Annotated in this window: 14 protein-coding genes and 1 riboswitch; of the genes, 5 read left to right on the top strand and 9 right to left on the bottom strand. The window is 70.4% G+C overall.

All coding sequences use genetic code 11. The features are described 5' to 3' along the window. Positions 1-69 precede the first annotated feature (69 nt). Genes PK606_RS00495 through PK606_RS00475 form a run of 5 tightly spaced genes read right to left on the bottom strand, consistent with a single transcriptional unit; the run spans position 70 to position 5,529 of the window. Positions 70-1,089, bottom strand: a complete 1,020-nt coding sequence (locus tag PK606_RS00495; RefSeq protein WP_324559624.1) for a FecCD family ABC transporter permease — start codon at positions 1,087-1,089, stop codon at positions 70-72. A gap of 20 nt (positions 1,090-1,109) precedes the next feature. Then, a complete protein-coding gene (locus tag PK606_RS00490; RefSeq protein ID WP_502920759.1) occupies positions 1,110-2,060 on the bottom strand; it encodes an ABC transporter substrate-binding protein in 951 nt (316 codons plus the stop codon). After that, complete coding sequence (locus tag PK606_RS00485) at positions 2,057-2,659, bottom strand: bifunctional adenosylcobinamide kinase/adenosylcobinamide-phosphate guanylyltransferase (protein ID WP_324559433.1); 603 nt, start codon at positions 2,657-2,659, stop codon at positions 2,057-2,059. The genes PK606_RS00490 and PK606_RS00485 overlap by 4 nt, the downstream gene beginning before the upstream one ends. After that, positions 2,652-3,590 (bottom strand): cobalamin-binding protein, encoded by a 939-nt coding sequence (locus tag PK606_RS00480; RefSeq protein ID WP_324559431.1) that lies wholly within the window; start codon positions 3,588-3,590, stop codon positions 2,652-2,654. Before PK606_RS00480 ends, PK606_RS00485 begins: the two co-directional genes overlap by 8 nt. Before the next feature lie 58 nt (positions 3,591-3,648). Continuing rightward, positions 3,649-5,529: a TonB-dependent receptor domain-containing protein gene (locus PK606_RS00475; protein WP_324559429.1), complete on the bottom strand. Its 1,881-nt coding sequence runs from the start codon at positions 5,527-5,529 to the stop codon at positions 3,649-3,651. A 91-nt stretch (positions 5,530-5,620) separates the two neighbouring features. Next, positions 5,621-5,883: riboswitch (cobalamin riboswitch) on the bottom strand. 60 nt (positions 5,884-5,943) lie between these two features. On the opposite strand from PK606_RS00475, the gene PK606_RS00470 reads away from it, so the two are divergent. From PK606_RS00470 to PK606_RS00460, 3 genes are all read left to right on the top strand, one after another. Next, the gene (locus PK606_RS00470; protein ID WP_324559427.1) at positions 5,944-6,195 is read left to right on the top strand and encodes a restriction endonuclease subunit S domain-containing protein; all 252 of its coding nucleotides are present in this window, start codon (positions 5,944-5,946) and stop codon (positions 6,193-6,195) included. Continuing rightward, positions 6,192-6,545 carry a cell division protein ZapA gene (locus tag PK606_RS00465; protein WP_324559425.1) on the top strand — a complete coding sequence of 118 codons (354 nt, stop codon included), beginning with the start codon at positions 6,192-6,194 and terminating at the stop codon, positions 6,543-6,545. The genes PK606_RS00470 and PK606_RS00465 overlap by 4 nt, the downstream gene beginning before the upstream one ends. 526 nt (positions 6,546-7,071) lie before the next feature. Further along, positions 7,072-7,896, top strand: a complete 825-nt coding sequence (locus PK606_RS00460; RefSeq protein ID WP_324559423.1) for a sulfite exporter TauE/SafE family protein — start codon at positions 7,072-7,074, stop codon at positions 7,894-7,896. Positions 7,897-7,920: 24 nt separating this feature from the next. Here PK606_RS00460 and PK606_RS00455 read toward each other — a convergent pair whose 3' ends face one another. The 4 genes from PK606_RS00455 to PK606_RS00440 all read right to left on the bottom strand — a co-directional run bounded on the left by PK606_RS00455 (position 7,921) and on the right by PK606_RS00440 (position 12,236). Next, positions 7,921-8,712: an enoyl-CoA hydratase/isomerase family protein gene (locus PK606_RS00455; RefSeq protein ID WP_324559421.1), complete on the bottom strand. Its 792-nt coding sequence runs from the start codon at positions 8,710-8,712 to the stop codon at positions 7,921-7,923. Beyond that, a complete protein-coding gene (locus tag PK606_RS00450) occupies positions 8,709-9,935 on the bottom strand; it encodes a CaiB/BaiF CoA transferase family protein (protein WP_324559419.1) in 1,227 nt (408 codons plus the stop codon). The genes PK606_RS00455 and PK606_RS00450 overlap by 4 nt, the downstream gene beginning before the upstream one ends. 13 nt (positions 9,936-9,948) lie before the next feature. Continuing rightward, positions 9,949-10,926 (bottom strand): Bug family tripartite tricarboxylate transporter substrate binding protein, encoded by a 978-nt coding sequence (locus tag PK606_RS00445; RefSeq protein ID WP_324559417.1) that lies wholly within the window; start codon positions 10,924-10,926, stop codon positions 9,949-9,951. A 74-nt stretch (positions 10,927-11,000) separates the two neighbouring features. Beyond that, entirely contained in the window at positions 11,001-12,236 is a 1,236-nt protein-coding gene (locus tag PK606_RS00440; protein WP_324559415.1) for a pyridoxal-phosphate-dependent aminotransferase family protein, read from the bottom strand. 111 nt (positions 12,237-12,347) lie between these two features. Here PK606_RS00440 and PK606_RS00435 point away from each other — a divergent pair, with 111 nt between their 5' ends. Together PK606_RS00435 and PK606_RS00430 are read left to right on the top strand one after the other, a co-directional pair. Beyond that, positions 12,348-13,031 (top strand): GntR family transcriptional regulator, encoded by a 684-nt coding sequence (locus PK606_RS00435; RefSeq protein WP_324559413.1) that lies wholly within the window; start codon positions 12,348-12,350, stop codon positions 13,029-13,031. Next, on the top strand, positions 13,028-16,108 hold the full coding sequence (locus PK606_RS00430) for an FAD-binding and (Fe-S)-binding domain-containing protein (RefSeq protein WP_324559411.1): 3,081 nt from the start codon (positions 13,028-13,030) through the stop codon (positions 16,106-16,108). Before PK606_RS00435 ends, PK606_RS00430 begins: the two co-directional genes overlap by 4 nt. The last annotated feature ends 5 nt before the right edge of the window (positions 16,109-16,113 follow it).

Below are 16,113 nucleotides of genomic sequence, written 5' to 3'. Positions count from 1 at the left end.
TCCGAAGGCCGCGGCACAGGCCATGCCCGGGAACCGCATAGCCAGACCGTCGCCGGCGACTCACGGGGTTCACCGCGTTCTCCGATACATGAGCCACAGCAGGTAACCCCCGCCCAGCACCGCCGTCAGCACGCCCACCGGCAGCTCCTGCGGCGCGATCAGCACGCGCGCACCGACGTCGGCCACCATCAGCAGCAGCCCGCCCATCAGCGCGCTCAGCAGCACCAGCGGCCCGTGCGTCATGCGCGCCAGCCCGCGCACCAGGTGCGGCGCCGCCAGGCCGACGAAGGCGATCAGGCCGGTCTGCGCCACCGCCGTGCCGGTGGCCAGCGCCAGCACGCCGATCAGCAGCGCGCGCATCGGCGCCAGCGGCAGGCCCAGGCTGCGCGCGGTGGCCTCGCCCAAACTCAGGCCATCGAGCACGCGCGCCAGCGCCCAGGCCAGCAGGGCCAGCGGCACCAGCACCAGGGTCATCAGCACCACCGCGCTCCAGCCGATGAAGCCGGTGTTGCCAAGCATGAAGGCCAGCATGCCGGTCAGGATGTCGGGCGCGGCCAGGCTCAGCAGGTCCTTGATGGCGCCGAGCACGTAGCCCACCACCACGCCGGCCAGCAGCAGCCGCAGCGTGTGCTGCACGCCGCGCGCCAGCATCAGGGTCAGCAGCACGCCGCCCAGTGCGCCGACGAAGGCGGCGCCGGTCACCCCCAGCTTGACCAGCCAGGAACTGGCTGCCACCGGCGCGCCCCACAAGGCCAGCAGCGCCGCCACGGCCAGTGCCGCGCCCGAAGCGCTGCCGAGCAGGAATGGATCGGCCAGCGGGTTGCGGAACAGGCCCTGCGCCACCGCACCCGCCAGGCCGAGCAGCGCACCGGTGAGCCAGGCGCCCAGAGTGCGCGGCAGCCGGATGTCGCGCACGATCTGCCAGGCCACCGGATCGTGCCAGGCATCGCGCAGGCTGTCCCAGCCGGTGCTGCCGACACTGGCACCGACCAGCAGCACCACGAGCGCGGCCAGCACCAGAGCGGCGCCGATCCAGGGCGCGCGCCGGCGCACATCGGTCTCGATCGACGCGCGCTCCGACCGGCTCATGGTCACCTCGGCAGCGGTGCTCACGGCGCCGCTCCCGCGGCCAGGGTACCAAAACGGGCGGCGCAGTCCGCCATCCAGCGTGCGGCCTCGGCCATGCGCGGCCCGGGGCGGATCAGCACGTCGCGCTCGATGGCATCGAACACGCACACGCGCTGCGCGCGCACAGCGCGGATGCCCTGCCAGCCGGGCCGCTGGCGCAGCGCCGCCGCACTGGCCTCACCCACCATGATGAGGTCGGGGTCGGCGCGCACCACGGCCTCGGGGTTGAGCTTGGGAAACGGCCCGAATTCAGGCCCGACGATGTTGCGCAGGCCGAGCTGCGCCAGCAACTCGCCCATGAAGGACGACTGCCCAGCGGCGTGCGGCGCCGGACTGACCTCGAAGTAGACCCGCTGGCCGCGTGCGCCAGCCGGCACCGACTGCGCCGCCGCCGCCACGCCGGCATCGATGGCGCGCAGCACGCGCCCGGCATCCGGCGCGCCCAGCAGTTGACCGAGCTTGTGCACCACGCGGCGCACGTCGGCGCCGGTCTTGGGCTCCAGCGCCACCACCTTCAGGCCCAGCGCCCGCAACCGGTCGGCGGCCCGGGTCGAGGTGGCGACCAGCACCACGTCGGGCCGCAGCGCCACCACCGCCTCGATGTTCGGGTCCAGCCCGCCGCCGACCTGGGGCAGCGCGCGCACGCTGGCGGGCCAGTTGGAATAGCGGTCCACGCCCACCAGGCGCGCGCAGGCGCCCAGCTCGCACACCGTCTCGGTCAGCGAAGGCAGCAGGCTGACGATGCGCTGCGGCGCTGCGTCGAAGCGCGTGGTCCGGCCCGCGTCGTCCCGGACTTCGTAGGCCTGGGCCGGGTTGAGCAGGCTCAGCAACAGCACGCAGAGGCACAAAGGCACGGAGAACCACAGAGGATTTCTCTTCCTGCTTCGGAGCCGCAGTGGCTCTGTGTCCTGCCCGCACGCGTGCGCGCTCATGGCTGTCCTTTCAACGTCAGCGGCAGCCCCGCGGCCATCAGCGTGACGCGCTCGCAGGCTGCCGCCACCTGCTGGTTCAGCGTACCCAGCGCATCGACGAAGGCGCGCAGCTCGCGCCCGAGCGGAATCACCCCCAGGCCGATCTCGTTGCCGACCAGCACGATCGGGCCGGGGCAGGCGGCGATGGCCTGCACCAGCGCGGCGGCGTGCACCGGCCAGTCGGCGGCCGCAGGCGCCTGGCCAGCATCGGTTGCCGGCATCAGCAGCGCGGTCAGCCACAGCGTCAGGCAATCGACCACGCGCAAGGTCTCGGTGCCACCGGCCTGGGCGATGGCGGCGGGCAGCTCATGCACCGCTTCCACGGTCATCATGCCGGGTACGCGCTGGCCGCGCTCGCGCTGGTGGCGCGCGATGCGCTCGCGCATCTCGTCGTCGTGCGCGCTGGCGGTGGCGATCAGCACCGCGCGGTGGTCGGGCCCTTCGGCCGGGGATCGCGCCAGCCAGGCGGCGGCCAGGCTTTCGGCGCGGCGCGACTTGCCGCTTTTCTGGCCGCCCAGGATGAGTTCGCTGCGCGCGACACGCATGACAGTTTCAGCCATGGCCGCCTCCACCGTCGGGCCGCCCCAGGGCGGAGGCAGCCGCCTCGGGGGACCGGGCACCCTGCGCGGCAGAAAGCGTGGGAGCCTGTTTCATCATCCAGTCCATCACGATGCGGTGCAAGGCCTCAACCCCGTCGGTCAGCGCCGCCGGGCCGGGCTGCAGGATGTCGGTGGACTTGATCTCGAACACCTGGCCATCCCGCACCGCCGGCACGTCCTGCCAGCCCGGTCGTGCCGCCACTTTCTCGGGCCGGAACTTCTTGCCGCACCACGAGCCGATGATGATGTCGGGCGCGCGCCGCACCACCTCCAGCGGGTCGGCGATGATGCGGTTGCGGCCCAGCGATTCGGCCGCCAGTTCGGGGAAGCAGTCCTCGCCGCCGGCGATGCGGATCAACTCCGACACCCAGCGGATGCCACTGATCAGCGGCTCGTCCCATTCCTCGAAGAACACGCGCGGGCGCCGCTGACCCTCCGCCAGCCGGGCCTGCGCCGCCTGGTCCATCTGCGCCAGCCGCTCGTGAAAGCCCCGCATCAGCGCCTGCCCGCGCTCCGATGCACCGACCAGCGCCGCGAGCTGCGCCAGCATCTCGAAGATCTGCGCCACGCTGCGCTGGTTGAACACCAGCACCGGCAGTCCGGCGCGGATCAGTTCGGCCGCGATGTCGGCCTGCATGTCGGAAAAGCCCAGCACCAGGTCCGGCTCGAGCGCCATGATCTTCTCGATCCTGGCACTGGTGAAAGCGCTGACCTTGGGCTTCTCCTCGCGCGCGCGGCGCGGCCGCATCGTGTAGCCGCTGATGCCGCCGATGCGCGCCTGCTCGCCCAGCAGGTACAGCCACTCGGTGGTCTCCTCGGTCATGCAGACGATGCGGCGCGGGCCGCCGCCGTCCACCGTGACGGGAAGAAGCTGGTCGACCACTGAATCCATGCTCGTGTGGGCTGCCTGTGCGCGCCGGGGATGCCTGGCTGGCTGGTGGTCGGCCGCTTCAGCGCGGCGTCCAGCGCAGGCCGACGAAGAACCTGCGTCCGCCTGTGGCGTAGCCGCGCGCGATCTGGTAGTCGCGGTCACCGACGTTGTCGACCCGCGCCAGCAGGTTCCATTCGCGCGCGATGGTGGTGCTGGCGTACAGGTTGACGATGCCGTAGCCGGCCAGCACGTGGGTGTTGGCGGCGTTGTCGAAGCGGCGGCTGCTGGCGAGCCATTCGGCGCCCAGCGTCCAATCCGTGCCGCCGCCATCCACGCGGGTGTCGGCGTTCAGCTTCAGGATGCGCTTGGCGCGGCGCGCCAACTGCTTGCCGCTGATGTCGTCCTTCGGATCCTGCAGGTCCAGCGAGGCGCCGAGATTGATGCCGGCAAGCCGGTGCGCGGCCGAGATCGTCAGGCCCTGCAGCACGGCGCGGCCGGTGTTCTCGTAGCAGCCGAAGGCCGAGCCGCAGGGCCCTGCAGCGCCGAAGGTGATCAGGTTGCGCACCTTGTTGCGGTAGGCCGTGACGCCGACGCGGCTGGGGCCCTGCGACCAGTGCAGGCCGAGCTCGACGTTGCGGCTCTTCTCCGGCTGCAGCGCGGGCTGGCCGTATTCGCTGAAGCGCTGGTACAGCGTCGGCACCCGAAACGCCGTGCCCACGGCTGCCGTCACGCGCCAGCCGGGCGCGAAGGCGTAGCCGTAGGCCACGCCGCCGGTCGAATGGCTGCCGAACTCACTGTCGCGGTCGTGGCGCAGGTTGAGCTGCAGCGTATGGGCGCCCTGCGTCAACCCGTAGCCCAGGGCGACGGCGTTCTGGTGGCGCTTGGCGCCGATGGCCTTGTCCCAGGGGTTGAGCGCCGGGTTGTCCAGATGATCCTCGCGCCGCTCCAGCGCCGCGGTGATGACATGCCCGCCCGAGCGCCACTCGTTCTGCAGCAGGTAGTTGCGCAGCGTGGTCTCGGTCTGGTAGAGGTCCGGCTCGGTGCGGTAGCGCTGGCGTGATTCACTCACCGACAGCCGCGTGCTGTAGCTCCGGCTCCATTGCGCAGCCCACGCCGCGCCCAGCGTCGCCAGGCGATGGTGGCCGTAGTCGTCCTGGCCAGGCGTGAAGCCGTCGTAGTGCGACTTCATGTCGTTGTAGGTGCCGCTGAACTCGAGGCGGTGGGCCTGGTGCAGTTGCAGGCCCAGGCGGCCGCTGGCACTGCTGTTGCGGTAGCCATCGCGATCGGGATTGGTACCGGGACGGCTGTCGAAACCGCGACTGATGTCCCGTGCCGCGCCCAGCGCATAGTCGACCGCGCCCTGCTTGCCGCTGAAGCCGGCTTCGAGCTTTTTCGTCGAATGCGAGCCGATGCCGGCACCGATGTAGGGCGTGAAGGGGCCGTCACCCTTCTTGGTGAAGATCTGCACCACGCCGGCGATGGCATCCGAGCCGTACACCGCCGCGGCCGGGCCGCGCACGATCTCGATGCGCTCGACCTGGCCGAGCGCGATGCTCTCCCAGGGCGCGCCGCCGGTCGACTGCGTGTCGACGCGCACGCCGTCGATGTAGACGGCGGTGAAGCGGTTCTCGGCGCCGCGCAGGAACAGGCTGGTGGTGGTGCCGGGGCCGCCGTTGCGCGACAACTCCAGGCCCGGCTGGCGCTGCAGCAGGTCGGCGACGTTGACGGCACCGCTGCGGCGGATCTCGGGTTCGTCGATCAGGGTGACGTCGGCCAGCACGTCGGTCAGCGGCTGCGCCACGCGGGTGGCGGTGACCACGGTATCCGGCAGGCTGGGCGCGCTCAGTTGCGCCACGGTGGCGGGCTCGGGACTGGCCTGGCCCTGGGCCCAGGCGGGCAGCACGCAGCACAACGCGAGCGGCAGCACGACGGGCCGGAAACGGAACGGGATTTTCTTCATGACGGGAACACGGGTGACACGCCCCTGCCGGCTTCCCCGCCAGCGTCTGGGGCAAACACGGCGCGCGGCGCGGGCCCTCCAGCCCGGCGCGTGCGCGCCCTCCTCGTTGGCCGGTATCCGGGCTGGCGGTTGCACTCCTTGTTCGCCTCGCCTTCCCGGCTTCGCACGCGGCGAACCCAGTGGCGGTGTGAGGCGGGAGCCGGCGCCCTGTATCTCTCAAGGCACCGACCGCTTACCGTTGCGGGGGCAGCGCAGGTTAGGTCTGGGCCATGATGGCCGCGAACCCTCCTGCTTCCCGTTGAACTGCGGCCGTGAGAGTCACGGCGCGCGAGCACCAACAGCAGCGATTGTACGGCTCCGGTCGATGCCGGGCCTGGGCCTACAATCGACCGCACTGGCCCCAATCACCCGCCCATGTCGAATCCGCCCCTGATCGAACAGATAGCCGAGCGCGTCGAGCGGCTGCTCGTACGACACGAGGAACTGCGCCGCACCAACGAGTTGCTCACGCAGCAGGTGCAGGCGCTGACGCACGAGCGCGACAGCCTGCGCTCGCGCCTGATGGCCGCCCGCGCACGCGTCGACGCCCTGATCGACCGCCTGCCGGCCGCTGCCGGCGTGCTGCCGGCCGAGTCCGAATCCGACCACAAGGAAAGCGCGGCGTGAAGCAGCTCGAAGTCAAGATCATGGGCCAGGCCTACCTGCTCGGCTGTCCCGACGGCGGTGAAGACCAGTTGCGCGATGCCGTGCACAAGGTCGACGCCGCCATGTGCAAGATCCGCGATGCCGGCAAGATCAAGGCACGCGACCGCATCGCCGTGCTGGCGGCGCTGAACCTGGCGTTCGAACTGGCCGAGCCACCCGCTGTCGCGGCGCCGGCAGCGCCGGTCGCCGCTGCTGCACCAGCTGCCGACCCCAACGGCGAGCCGCACCTGAGCGTTGCCGAGCAGGCCACGCTGGGCGTGCTGCTGGGCCGGCTCGATCAGGCGCTGGGCGACGACGGCCGGCTGCTTTAGAGCGATACGGCTGCAGCAGCCAAGAATCAGCGCAGCGCTCTCCTCCCCAAGACCCAAACGACCTCGCCGCAGGCGAGGAAGTGTTCGCGGCAGCCGCGGAGCTGGCTTTGCCAGGCCGCTGGCTGCGTCCCCCCTGCGAAGCCAAGGGGGGAAGGCGCCGCAGGCGACTCAGGGGGGTTAAAATTCCACTCGTCTGCGGTGCGCGCCGGGTTAATATTCCTTGAACCAATGCTCGTACGAGCCCGGGCCTGGAACAATAGTCTGGTCGGCGTGATCGTCTCGCGTCAGATGAACCCAAGATCAGTCTGACCTCGCCCACCTGAACCCCAGCGTTCAGGATGACGGCCCGGCGGCATTCGCAGACACCTCATTTCGGCGTTCCCCCCTGAGGCGCTGGCGCGCCTTCCCCCCTGTCGAGCGGGGGGACGACGCCAGTGGCCGGTACAAGCCCGGCCACGGCGTCACTGGACTGGCCTGCTCCGCGGCCTCTTGATTTCTTTGTCGTTCTTGCGTCGCGGTTGGTCCTATGCCCATCGAACCTGTGCTGATCCTGCAACTGGCCCTGCTCGGCCTGGCGACCGGCTTTCTGGCCGGGCTGCTGGGCATCGGCGGCGGCATGATCATGGTGCCCTTCATCTCGGTCTTTCTGAGCGCGCGCGGGGTGACGCCGGGGCTGGCGGTGAAGATGGCGATCGCGACCTCGATGGCGACCATCATCTTCACCTCGGTCAGCAGCGTGCGCGCGCATCACAAGAAGAAGGCGGTGCGTTGGGACATCGTCAGGAGCCTGGCGCCCGGCATCGTGCTGGGTGCGATGCTGGCCAGCGTCGGCGTGTTCGCGCTGCTCAAGGGCGCGCTGCTGTACTTCGTGTTCGGCGGTTTCGTGGCCTTCTCGGCGGTGCAGATGTTCCTCGACAAGAAGCCGGCGCCGACGCGCCAGTTGCCCGGCACCGTCGGCCTGCTGGGCGCCGGCGGCGCGATCGGCTTCCTGTCGGGGCTGGTGGGCGCCGGCGGCGGCTTCATCAGCGTGCCCTTCATGACCTGGTGCAACATCGCCATCCACAACGCCGTCGCGACCAGCGCGGCGCTGGGTTTTCCGATCGCGCTCGCCAACGTGGTCGGCTACATCATCTCGGGCCAGGGCCTGACCGATCTGCCGCCGTACTCGTTCGGCTACCTGTGGCTGCCGGCGCTGGTGGTGATCGCCTCCTGCAGCGTGCTGATGGCGCCGGTGGGCGCCAGGGCGGCGCATGCGTTGCCGGTGAAGAAGCTCAAGCGCGCCTTCGCGGTGGTGTTGTTCGTGCTGGCGCTGTACATGCTGAACCGGGGCGTCGGCGCGATCGGCGCCTGAGCCACGGCCGACGCGTCGACGAGCTCACTGGCCGCGCCAGACCGGCTGGCGCCTGGCGACGAAGGCGGCCACGCCTTCCTGGAAATCGGCGCTGCCGTAGCAGCGGCGCACCAGGTCGTCGCCGTCGGCGATGCGCTGCGCGACGACCCGCGCCAGCCCGGTCTTGGTGATGCGCTGGGTGACCGGCGCCAGTGCCGCGAGCTGCGCGCACAACTGCGCCACGGCGGCGTCCAGTTCGCCAGCGTCGCAGATGCGCTCGAGGAAGCCGCAGGCCAGTGCCTGCTCCGCATCCAGCACCTGCGCCAGCAGCAGCATGCGCCGCGTGTGCTGCAGGCCGAACGCGGCCTCGAGCCGCGCCAGGTTCGCCACCGACAGGCAGTTGCCGAGCGTGCGCGCGATCGGCACACCGAAGCGCGCCGTGGGCGTCGCCAGCCGGAAGTCGCAGGCGGTGGCGATCGCCAGCCCGCCGCCGATGGCCCAGCCCTCGATCACCGCCACGGTCGGCATCGGCAGCGCGCCGAGCGCGCCGATCACCGCATCGATGCGGTGCTCGTAGCCGACGCCATCCTGGCCGCTGCGAAACGCGCTGAACTGCGCGATGTCGGTGCCGGCGACGAAGGCCTCACCGCCGGCGCCGCGGAACACGGCGACGCGCACATCAGTGGCCGCTGCCAGCCGCTGGCAGATCTGCTCCAGCTGCTGGTACATGCCCCAGGTCATGGCGTTGCGCGCCGCCGGCCGGTCGAACACCACCGTAGCCACTGCTCCCTCGAGCGACAGCCGGACCGCGCCGGCGGCTGCGGCGGCGTCGCTCATGGCGAGAACGCCCCCTGCGCCGCCAGCGCGGCGCGCGCCCCGTCATCGATGCCCAGCTCGGCCAGCAGCTCGGCGGTGTGCTCGCCCAGCAGCGGCGGATGGCGGCGCACCCGCTGCGGCGTGCCCATCAGCTTGACCGGAAAGCCGATGCTCGGCACCTTGCCGTCGATCGGATGATCGATCTCCATGCGCATCTGCCGCGCCTTGCCGTGCTCGGATTCGAACGCCTCCGGATAGCCCAGGATCGGCCCGGCCGGCAGGCCGGCAGCGAGCAGCTTGTCGACCCAGTGGTCCTTGGTGTTCTGCCGGAACGACTGCTCCAGCGCCTCGGCCAGTTCAGCGCGGTGCGCCAGCCGGTCGGCGTTGGTGGCAAAGCGCGGGTCGGCGGCCAGTTCAGGGCGCCCCAGCACCTCGCACAGCTTCAGCCACAGCTTCTGGTTGTTGGCGCCCATCACGAACCAGCCGTCGGAGCAGGCCATGGCCTGGTACGGCGCCGCCATCTTGTTGGAGGTGCCCAGCGGCTCGGGCGGTTTGCCGGTGCCCCAGTAGTCGCACACGTCCCAGACCGAGAACGCCATCGCCGCGTCGAACAGCGCCGCGTCGATGTACTGGCCCTGGCCGGTGCTGCGGGCGCCGATCACCGCCGCCAGCGTGGCATACACAGCGAACAGCGCGCAGCCGATGTCGGCCACCGGCACGCCGGCCTTCACCGGCGGGCTGCCGGGGTAGCCGGTGACGCTCATCACGCCAGACATGGCCTGCGCCATCAAATCGAACCCCGGCCGGTCGGCCCAGGGGCCGTTCTGGCCGAAGCCCGAGATGCTGGTGTAGACCAGGCGCGGGTTGATGCGCGCCAGTTCGTCGTAGCCCAGGCCCAGGCGCCGCATGGCGCCGGGCCGGTAGTTCTCCAGCAGCACGTCGGCGTCGGCCACCAGGCGCTTGAACAGTTCGCGCCCGGCCTCGGTCTTGAGGTTGAGCGCCAGGCTGCGCTTGTTGCGGTTCATGTTGATGAAGCCGAGCGAGTCGGGGCCCTTCATCTTGAAGCCCATCGAGCCGCGCGTCTGGTCGCCGCTGCCGGGCGGTTCGATCTTGATCACATCGGCCCCCAGGTCGGCCAGCAGCATGCAGGCGAACGGGCCGGCCATCACCTGGGTGACATCGAGCACGCGGATGCCGGCCAGCGGCAGGGGCCGCTGATCCGGTGTGCTGCCGGCCGCATCCACGGGATCGGCCTGCTCAGCCCTCGTTCTTGACACCGGCTTCCTTGACCACCCGGGCCCACTTGCGCGATTCGGACTGGATGAAGCTGGCGAACTTCTCGACCGAGCCGCCGCCGTCCTCGGCGCCGTTCTGCTGCAGCTTCTCGATCACGTCGGGCATCGCCAGCACCTTGTTGATGTCCTCGTTCATGCGCTGCGCCATGGCAGCCGGCAGCTTGCCCGGGCCCACCAGGCCGTACCAGGTGGTGGCCTCGAAACCGGGGAAGCCGGATTCGGCCATGGTCGGCACATTGGGGTAGCTGCCGGCGCGCTTCAGGCGTGTCTGCGCGATCGCCACCGCCTTGCCGCTCTTGACGTGCGGGGTGGCCGCCGTCATGGTGTCGAAGCTGTAGTTGATCTGGCCACCGATCAGGTCCGCCAGCATCGGGCCCGAGCCCTTGTACGGCACGTGAATGGCCGACACCTTGGCCGCCAGCTTGAACATCTCCAGAGCCAGGTGCTGCGCCGAGCCGTTGCCGGCCGAGCCGAAGCTGATCTTGCCGGGCTCCCTGCGGCACAGCTCGATCACCTCGTTCACGGTCTTGGCCGGCTGGTCCTGGTTGCAGATCAGCAGATTGGGCGTGACACCGACCAGCGACAGCGGCGTGAAGTCGGTTTCCGCGTTGTAGCTCATTTTGGGCATGATGGCCGGCGCGATGGCGTGGCTGTTGATGTGCGCCATCAGCAGCGTGGTGCCGTCCGCGGGCTGCTTGGCGACGTAGTCGGCCGCGATCATGCCGGCGGCGCCGGCCTTGTTCTCGACCACCACCGGCTGGCCCCACATCGGTGCCAGCTTCTGCGCGATCAGGCGCGCCAGGATGTCGGTGCCGCCGCCGGGCGCGAAGCCGACGACGATGCGCACCGGCGTGGTGGGCAGGTTCTGCGCCCAGATCGTGGGTACGGCCAGAGAGGCGGCACCCGCCACCCCTGCGCTGACGAAAAGTCTCCGCTGCATGCTTGTCTCCAATGAAGGTTGAGGTGGCGCGCCTTGGGTGAAATAGCCGGCGCAGGGCTATCGGGTGATCGTGCTCAGGCCGCCTTGCGCAGCACCGAGGGGGCGGCGTGGCGGCTGAAGTAGTCCATGGCCGCCAGCACGCCGGAATCGGCCAGCTTGACGCCGGCCAGCTTCAGGCCCATCTCGCAGCCGCTCAGCGCGGCCATCAGGGTCAGGTCGTTGCAGTCGCCGAGGTGACCGATGCGGAACAGCCGCCCCTTGACCTTGCCCAGCCCGGCGCCGAGCGAGCAGTCGAAGCGGTCGTAGACGATGCGGCGCACCGCGTCGGCATCGACGCCATCGGGCATGACGACGCCGGTCAGCACCGGCGAGTACACGGCCGGATCGGCGCACTGGATCGGCAGGCCCCAGGCACGCACGGCGGCGCGCACGCCCTCGCCCCAGCGGATGTGGCGCGCGAACACCACGTCCAGGCCCTGCTCCAGCAGCATCCCGCACGATTCGTGCAGCGCGTAGAGCAGGTTGGTGTTGGGCGTCGAGGGCCAGTAGCCGGTCTGGTTCATGGCCAGCATCTCGTCCCAGGCCCAGAACGAACGCGGCAGCCTCGCGTTGTGGCTGGCTTCGAGCGCGCGCGCCGAGGCCACGTTGAAGCTGATGCCCGGCGGCAGCATCAGGCCCTTCTGCGAGCCGCTGACCGTGACGTCGACGCCCCACTCGTCGTGGCGGTAGTCGGCCGAGGCCAGGCCCGAGATGGTGTCCACCATCAGCAGCGCCGGGTGTTTCGCCGCGTCGATGGCTCGGCGCACCGCGGCGATGTCGCTGGTGACGCCGGTCGAGGTCTCGTTATGCACCACGCAGACCGCCTTGATGGCGTGCTGCGGGTCGGCGCGCAGGCGTGCCTCGATCATGTCGGCCCGCACGCCATGGCGCCAGCTCACCGGCACCCCGTGCTCGCTGCCCGGCAGCGCCAGGAATTCGGTCTTCAGGCCCAGCCGCTCGGCCAGCCGGCGCCACAGCGAGGCGAAATGGCCGGTCTCGTACATCAGCACCTGGTCGCCGGGGCTGAGCGTGTTGGCCAGCGCGGCCTCCCAGGCGCCGGTGCCCGAGGACGGGTAGATGATGACCGGCTGCGTGGTCTGGAAGATCTTCTGCATGCGCGACAGCACTTCCAGGCCCAGCGCGCCGAACTCCGGCCCGCGGTGGTCGATGGTCGGCAGGCTCATGGCGCGCAGAATGCGGTCCGGCACCGGCGATGGCCCGGGGATTTGCAGGAAGTGCCGGCCGGTTGGATGAAAGTCCAGCGTCAACATGTTCATCTCCTCGATTGGCGGGCATTTTTGCATACAAAATTCATTTGTCAACAGGAAAAAAGTGGCTAATCCCCAATTGACGCCACTTTATTTTGAATACAAAATTCAATAGTGACCGCTGAAATCATCTCCATCCCGCGCGCCGCGCTGCACGATCAGGTCGGCGATCGACTGCGCCAAATGCTGGTCGAGGGCCGCATCGCGCCCGGCGCCAAGCTCAACGAGCGCGAGCTGTGCGAGGCCCTGCAGGTGTCGCGCACGCCGCTGCGCGAAGCCATCAAGACGCTGGCGGCCGAAGGGCTGGTCGAGTTGTTGCCCAACCGCGGCGCGATCGCGCTGCAGATGAACGAGACCGACGTGATCCACACCTTCGAGGTCATGGCCGGGCTGGAGGCGCTGTCGGGCGAGCTCGCCGCACGGCGCATCACCGACGCCGAGCTGGCCGAGATCAGGGCCATGCATTTCGAGATGCTGGCTGCGTGGACGCGGCGCGACCTGCCGGCCTACTACCACCTCAATGCACGCATCCACGCGGCCATCAACGCGGCCGCCAAGAATCCCGTGCTGACCGATTCGTACGAGCGCCTGAACGCCCGGTTGCAGGCGCTGCGCTTCCGCTCCAACCAGGACGAGACCAAGTGGCGCCGCGCGGTCGAGGAGCACGAGGCCATGGTCGCCGCGCTGCAGGCGCACGATCCGGCGGCGATGCGCGAGGTGCTGACGGTGCACCTGGCCAACAAGCTCGACGCGGTGCTGGCGCAGTTGCGCCAAGCCTCCGGCACCGCACACGCATGAACGCACCGCTACCCCTGCACCTGAAGCCGGGCGATGGCCGGCACGCCTACGAACTGGTGGCAAACGCCAGCAACGAGGTCGCCGGCCGGCTGGCCGAGCGCCTGACCCGCGACACCGCCGGCGAGGTGCTGTTCTCGCCAGCCGACCGCGGCCGCTACGCCACCGACGCCTCGATCTACCAGGTGATCCCCACCGGCGTGTTCGTGCCGCGCTCTGCCGACGATGTGGCGGCGGCGCTGGCGATCTGCCGCGAGCTCGGCGTGCCGATCGTGCCGCGCGGCGGCGGCACCAGCCAGTGCGGCCAGACCACCGGCGCCGGCTTGGTGATCGACTTCTCCAAGCACCTGCGGCGCGTGATCCATGTCGATGTCGACGCCCGCACCGCCGAGGTCGAGCCGGGTCTGGTGCTCGACCACCTGAACGCCCAGCTCAGGCAGCACGGCCTGTGGTACCCGGTGGATGTCTCCACCAGCGCACAGGCGACGCTCGGCGGCATGGCCGGCAACAACTCCTGCGGCAGCCGCAGCATCGCCTACGGCAACATGGTGCACAACGTGCGCGGTGCCCAGGCCTGGCTGGCCGACGGCGAGCTGGTCGACTTCGGTCCCTGGGCCGAGGCCGGCGGCCGTGCACTCGCGCTCGGCGAGCAGGTGCGCGCGCTGGCGGCCGAACTGGTGCCGCAGATCGCGGCGCACTGGCCCAAGGTGATGCGCCGCGTGGCCGGCTACAACCTGGACGTGTTCCAGCCGCAGAGCGAGCGCCCCTACACCCGGGACGGCGCCGTCAACCTGGCCCACCTGCTGATCGGCAGCGAGGGCACGCTGGCGGTGACGCGCTCGCTCACGCTGGCGCTGGCGCCGCTGCCGCGCGCGAAGGTGCTCGGCGTGGTGAACTTCCCGAGTTTCTACCAGGCCATGGATTCGGTCCAGCACATCGTGGCGATGGGCGGCGCGGCGCTCTCGGCGGTCGAACTGGTCGACCGCACCATGATCGAATTGGCGCTGCAGAACCCCGCGTTCGCGCCCACGGTGCGCACCGCGCTGGTCGCCGGCGGCGACGGCCCCGACGCGCTGCTGCTGGTCGAGTTCTCGGGCGACGACAAGGCCGCGTTGGCGCCGAAGCTGCGCGATCTGGTGGCGCTGATGGGCGACCTCGGCCTGCCCGGTTCGGTGGTCGAGATGGTCGACGACGCGCCGCAGAAGAACCTGTGGGAAGTGCGCAAGGCCGGCCTGAACATCATGATGAGCCTCAAGGGCGACGGCAAGCCGGTCAGCTTCATCGAGGACTGCGCGGTGCCGCTGGCGCACCTGGCCGAGTACACCGACGCGCTGACGCAGGTGTTCCGCCGCCACGGCACCAAGGGCACCTGGTACGCGCACGCCTCGGTCGGCACGCTGCACGTGCGGCCGATCCTCGACATGCGCCGCGACGGCGCGCCCAAGATGCGCGCCATTGCCGAGGAAGCGGCGGAACTGGTGCGCAAGTACAAGGGCGCGTTCAGCGGCGAGCACGGTGACGGCCTGTGCCGCGGCGAATGGATCGGCTGGCAGTTCGGCCCGCAGATCAACCAGGCGTTCGCGCGCATCAAGCAGACATTCGACCCCGGCGCCCTGCTCTGCCCGCAGCGCATCGTCGATCCGCCGCGCATGGACGACACGCGCCTGATGCGCTTTCCGCCCGGCTACCAGGAGCGCGTGACGCCGCTGCAGACGGCGCTCGACTGGAGCGCCTGGGACGTGCAGAACGACCCGGCAACCGAACGCACCAGCGCGCCGGGCTCAGGCGGCGATCCGGCACGCGGCTTCGCCAAGGCGGTCGAGATGTGCAACAACAACGGGCACTGCCGCAAGTTCGACGCCGGCACCATGTGCCCGAGCTACCGCGTCACGCGCGACGAGCAGCACCTGACACGCGGGCGGGCCAACACCCTGCGGCTGGCGCTGAGCGGCCAGCTCGGACCCGACGGGCTGGCCAGCGACGCAGTGCGGCAGGCCATGGACCTGTGCGTGAGCTGCAAGGGCTGCCGGCGCGAATGTCCGACCGGCGTCGACATGGCGCGCATGAAGATCGAATACCTGCACCAGGACCGCAAGCGCAACGGCTACCGCGCGCTGGACCACCTGGTCGGCCGCCTGCCCGAGTACGCGCCCTGGGCCAGCCGTCTGGCGCCGCTGCTCAACCTGCGCAACCGCATCGGTTGGCTGGCGCGCGCCGGCGAGCGCCTGTTCGGCCTGGCGGCGCAGCGCAGCCTGCCCGAATGGCGGCGCAAGACCTTCTTCAACACCCCCCCGGCAACGGCCACGCGCGCCGAGGTTCTGGCCGCCGAGCGCGGCGTGGTGCTGTTCGTCGACACCTTCAACGGCTACTTCGAGGACGAGAACGCCCGCGCCGCCGTCGAGGTGCTGCAGGCCGCTGGCTGCACCGTGCACGTCGCTGCCCGGGATGGCGCCGGCGCGGCGCCGCTGTGCTGCGGCCGCACCTACCTGTCGGCCGGCATGGTCGAGCAGGCGCGCAGCCGGATGCGCGAGCTGCTGGAGGCGCTGCTGCCGTTCGCCGAACGCGGTCTGCCGATCGTCGGCCTGGAGCCGTCCTGCCTGCTCAGCCTGCGTGACGAGGCGCTAGCGATGGGCTTGGGCGACATGGCCGCCAAGGTGAGCCGGCAGGCGCTGCTGTTCGAGGAGTTCCTGGCACGCGAAAGCCGTGCCGGCCGGCTGGAAGCGCTGAAAGCCCGGCTGACACCGGTCGAACAACCGCTGCTGGTGCACGGCCATTGCCACCAGAAGGCCTTCGGCGCCGTCGAGCCGGTGCTCGAGGTGCTGCGCTGCATTCCGGGCGCGGCGCCGCAACTGATCGAGAGCAGTTGCTGCGGCATGGCGGGCAGCTTCGGCTACGAGGCGCGGCACCAGGAAATCTCGATGCAGATGGCCGAGCTCAGCCTGCTGCCAGCCATCCGCAGGACGCCGGACGCCATCGTCGTGGCCGACGGCACCAGTTGCCGGCACCAGATCCACGACGGCGCTGAGCGCGACGCGATCCACTGCGCGCGCCTGCTGGCACGGCAGCTGCGCCCGGCCTGAATCAG

This window comes from Ottowia sp. (assembly GCF_035444425.1).
GTDB lineage: Bacteria > Pseudomonadota > Gammaproteobacteria > Burkholderiales > Burkholderiaceae_C > Ottowia.
This window is presented reverse-complemented; position numbering and strand designations above follow the sequence as displayed.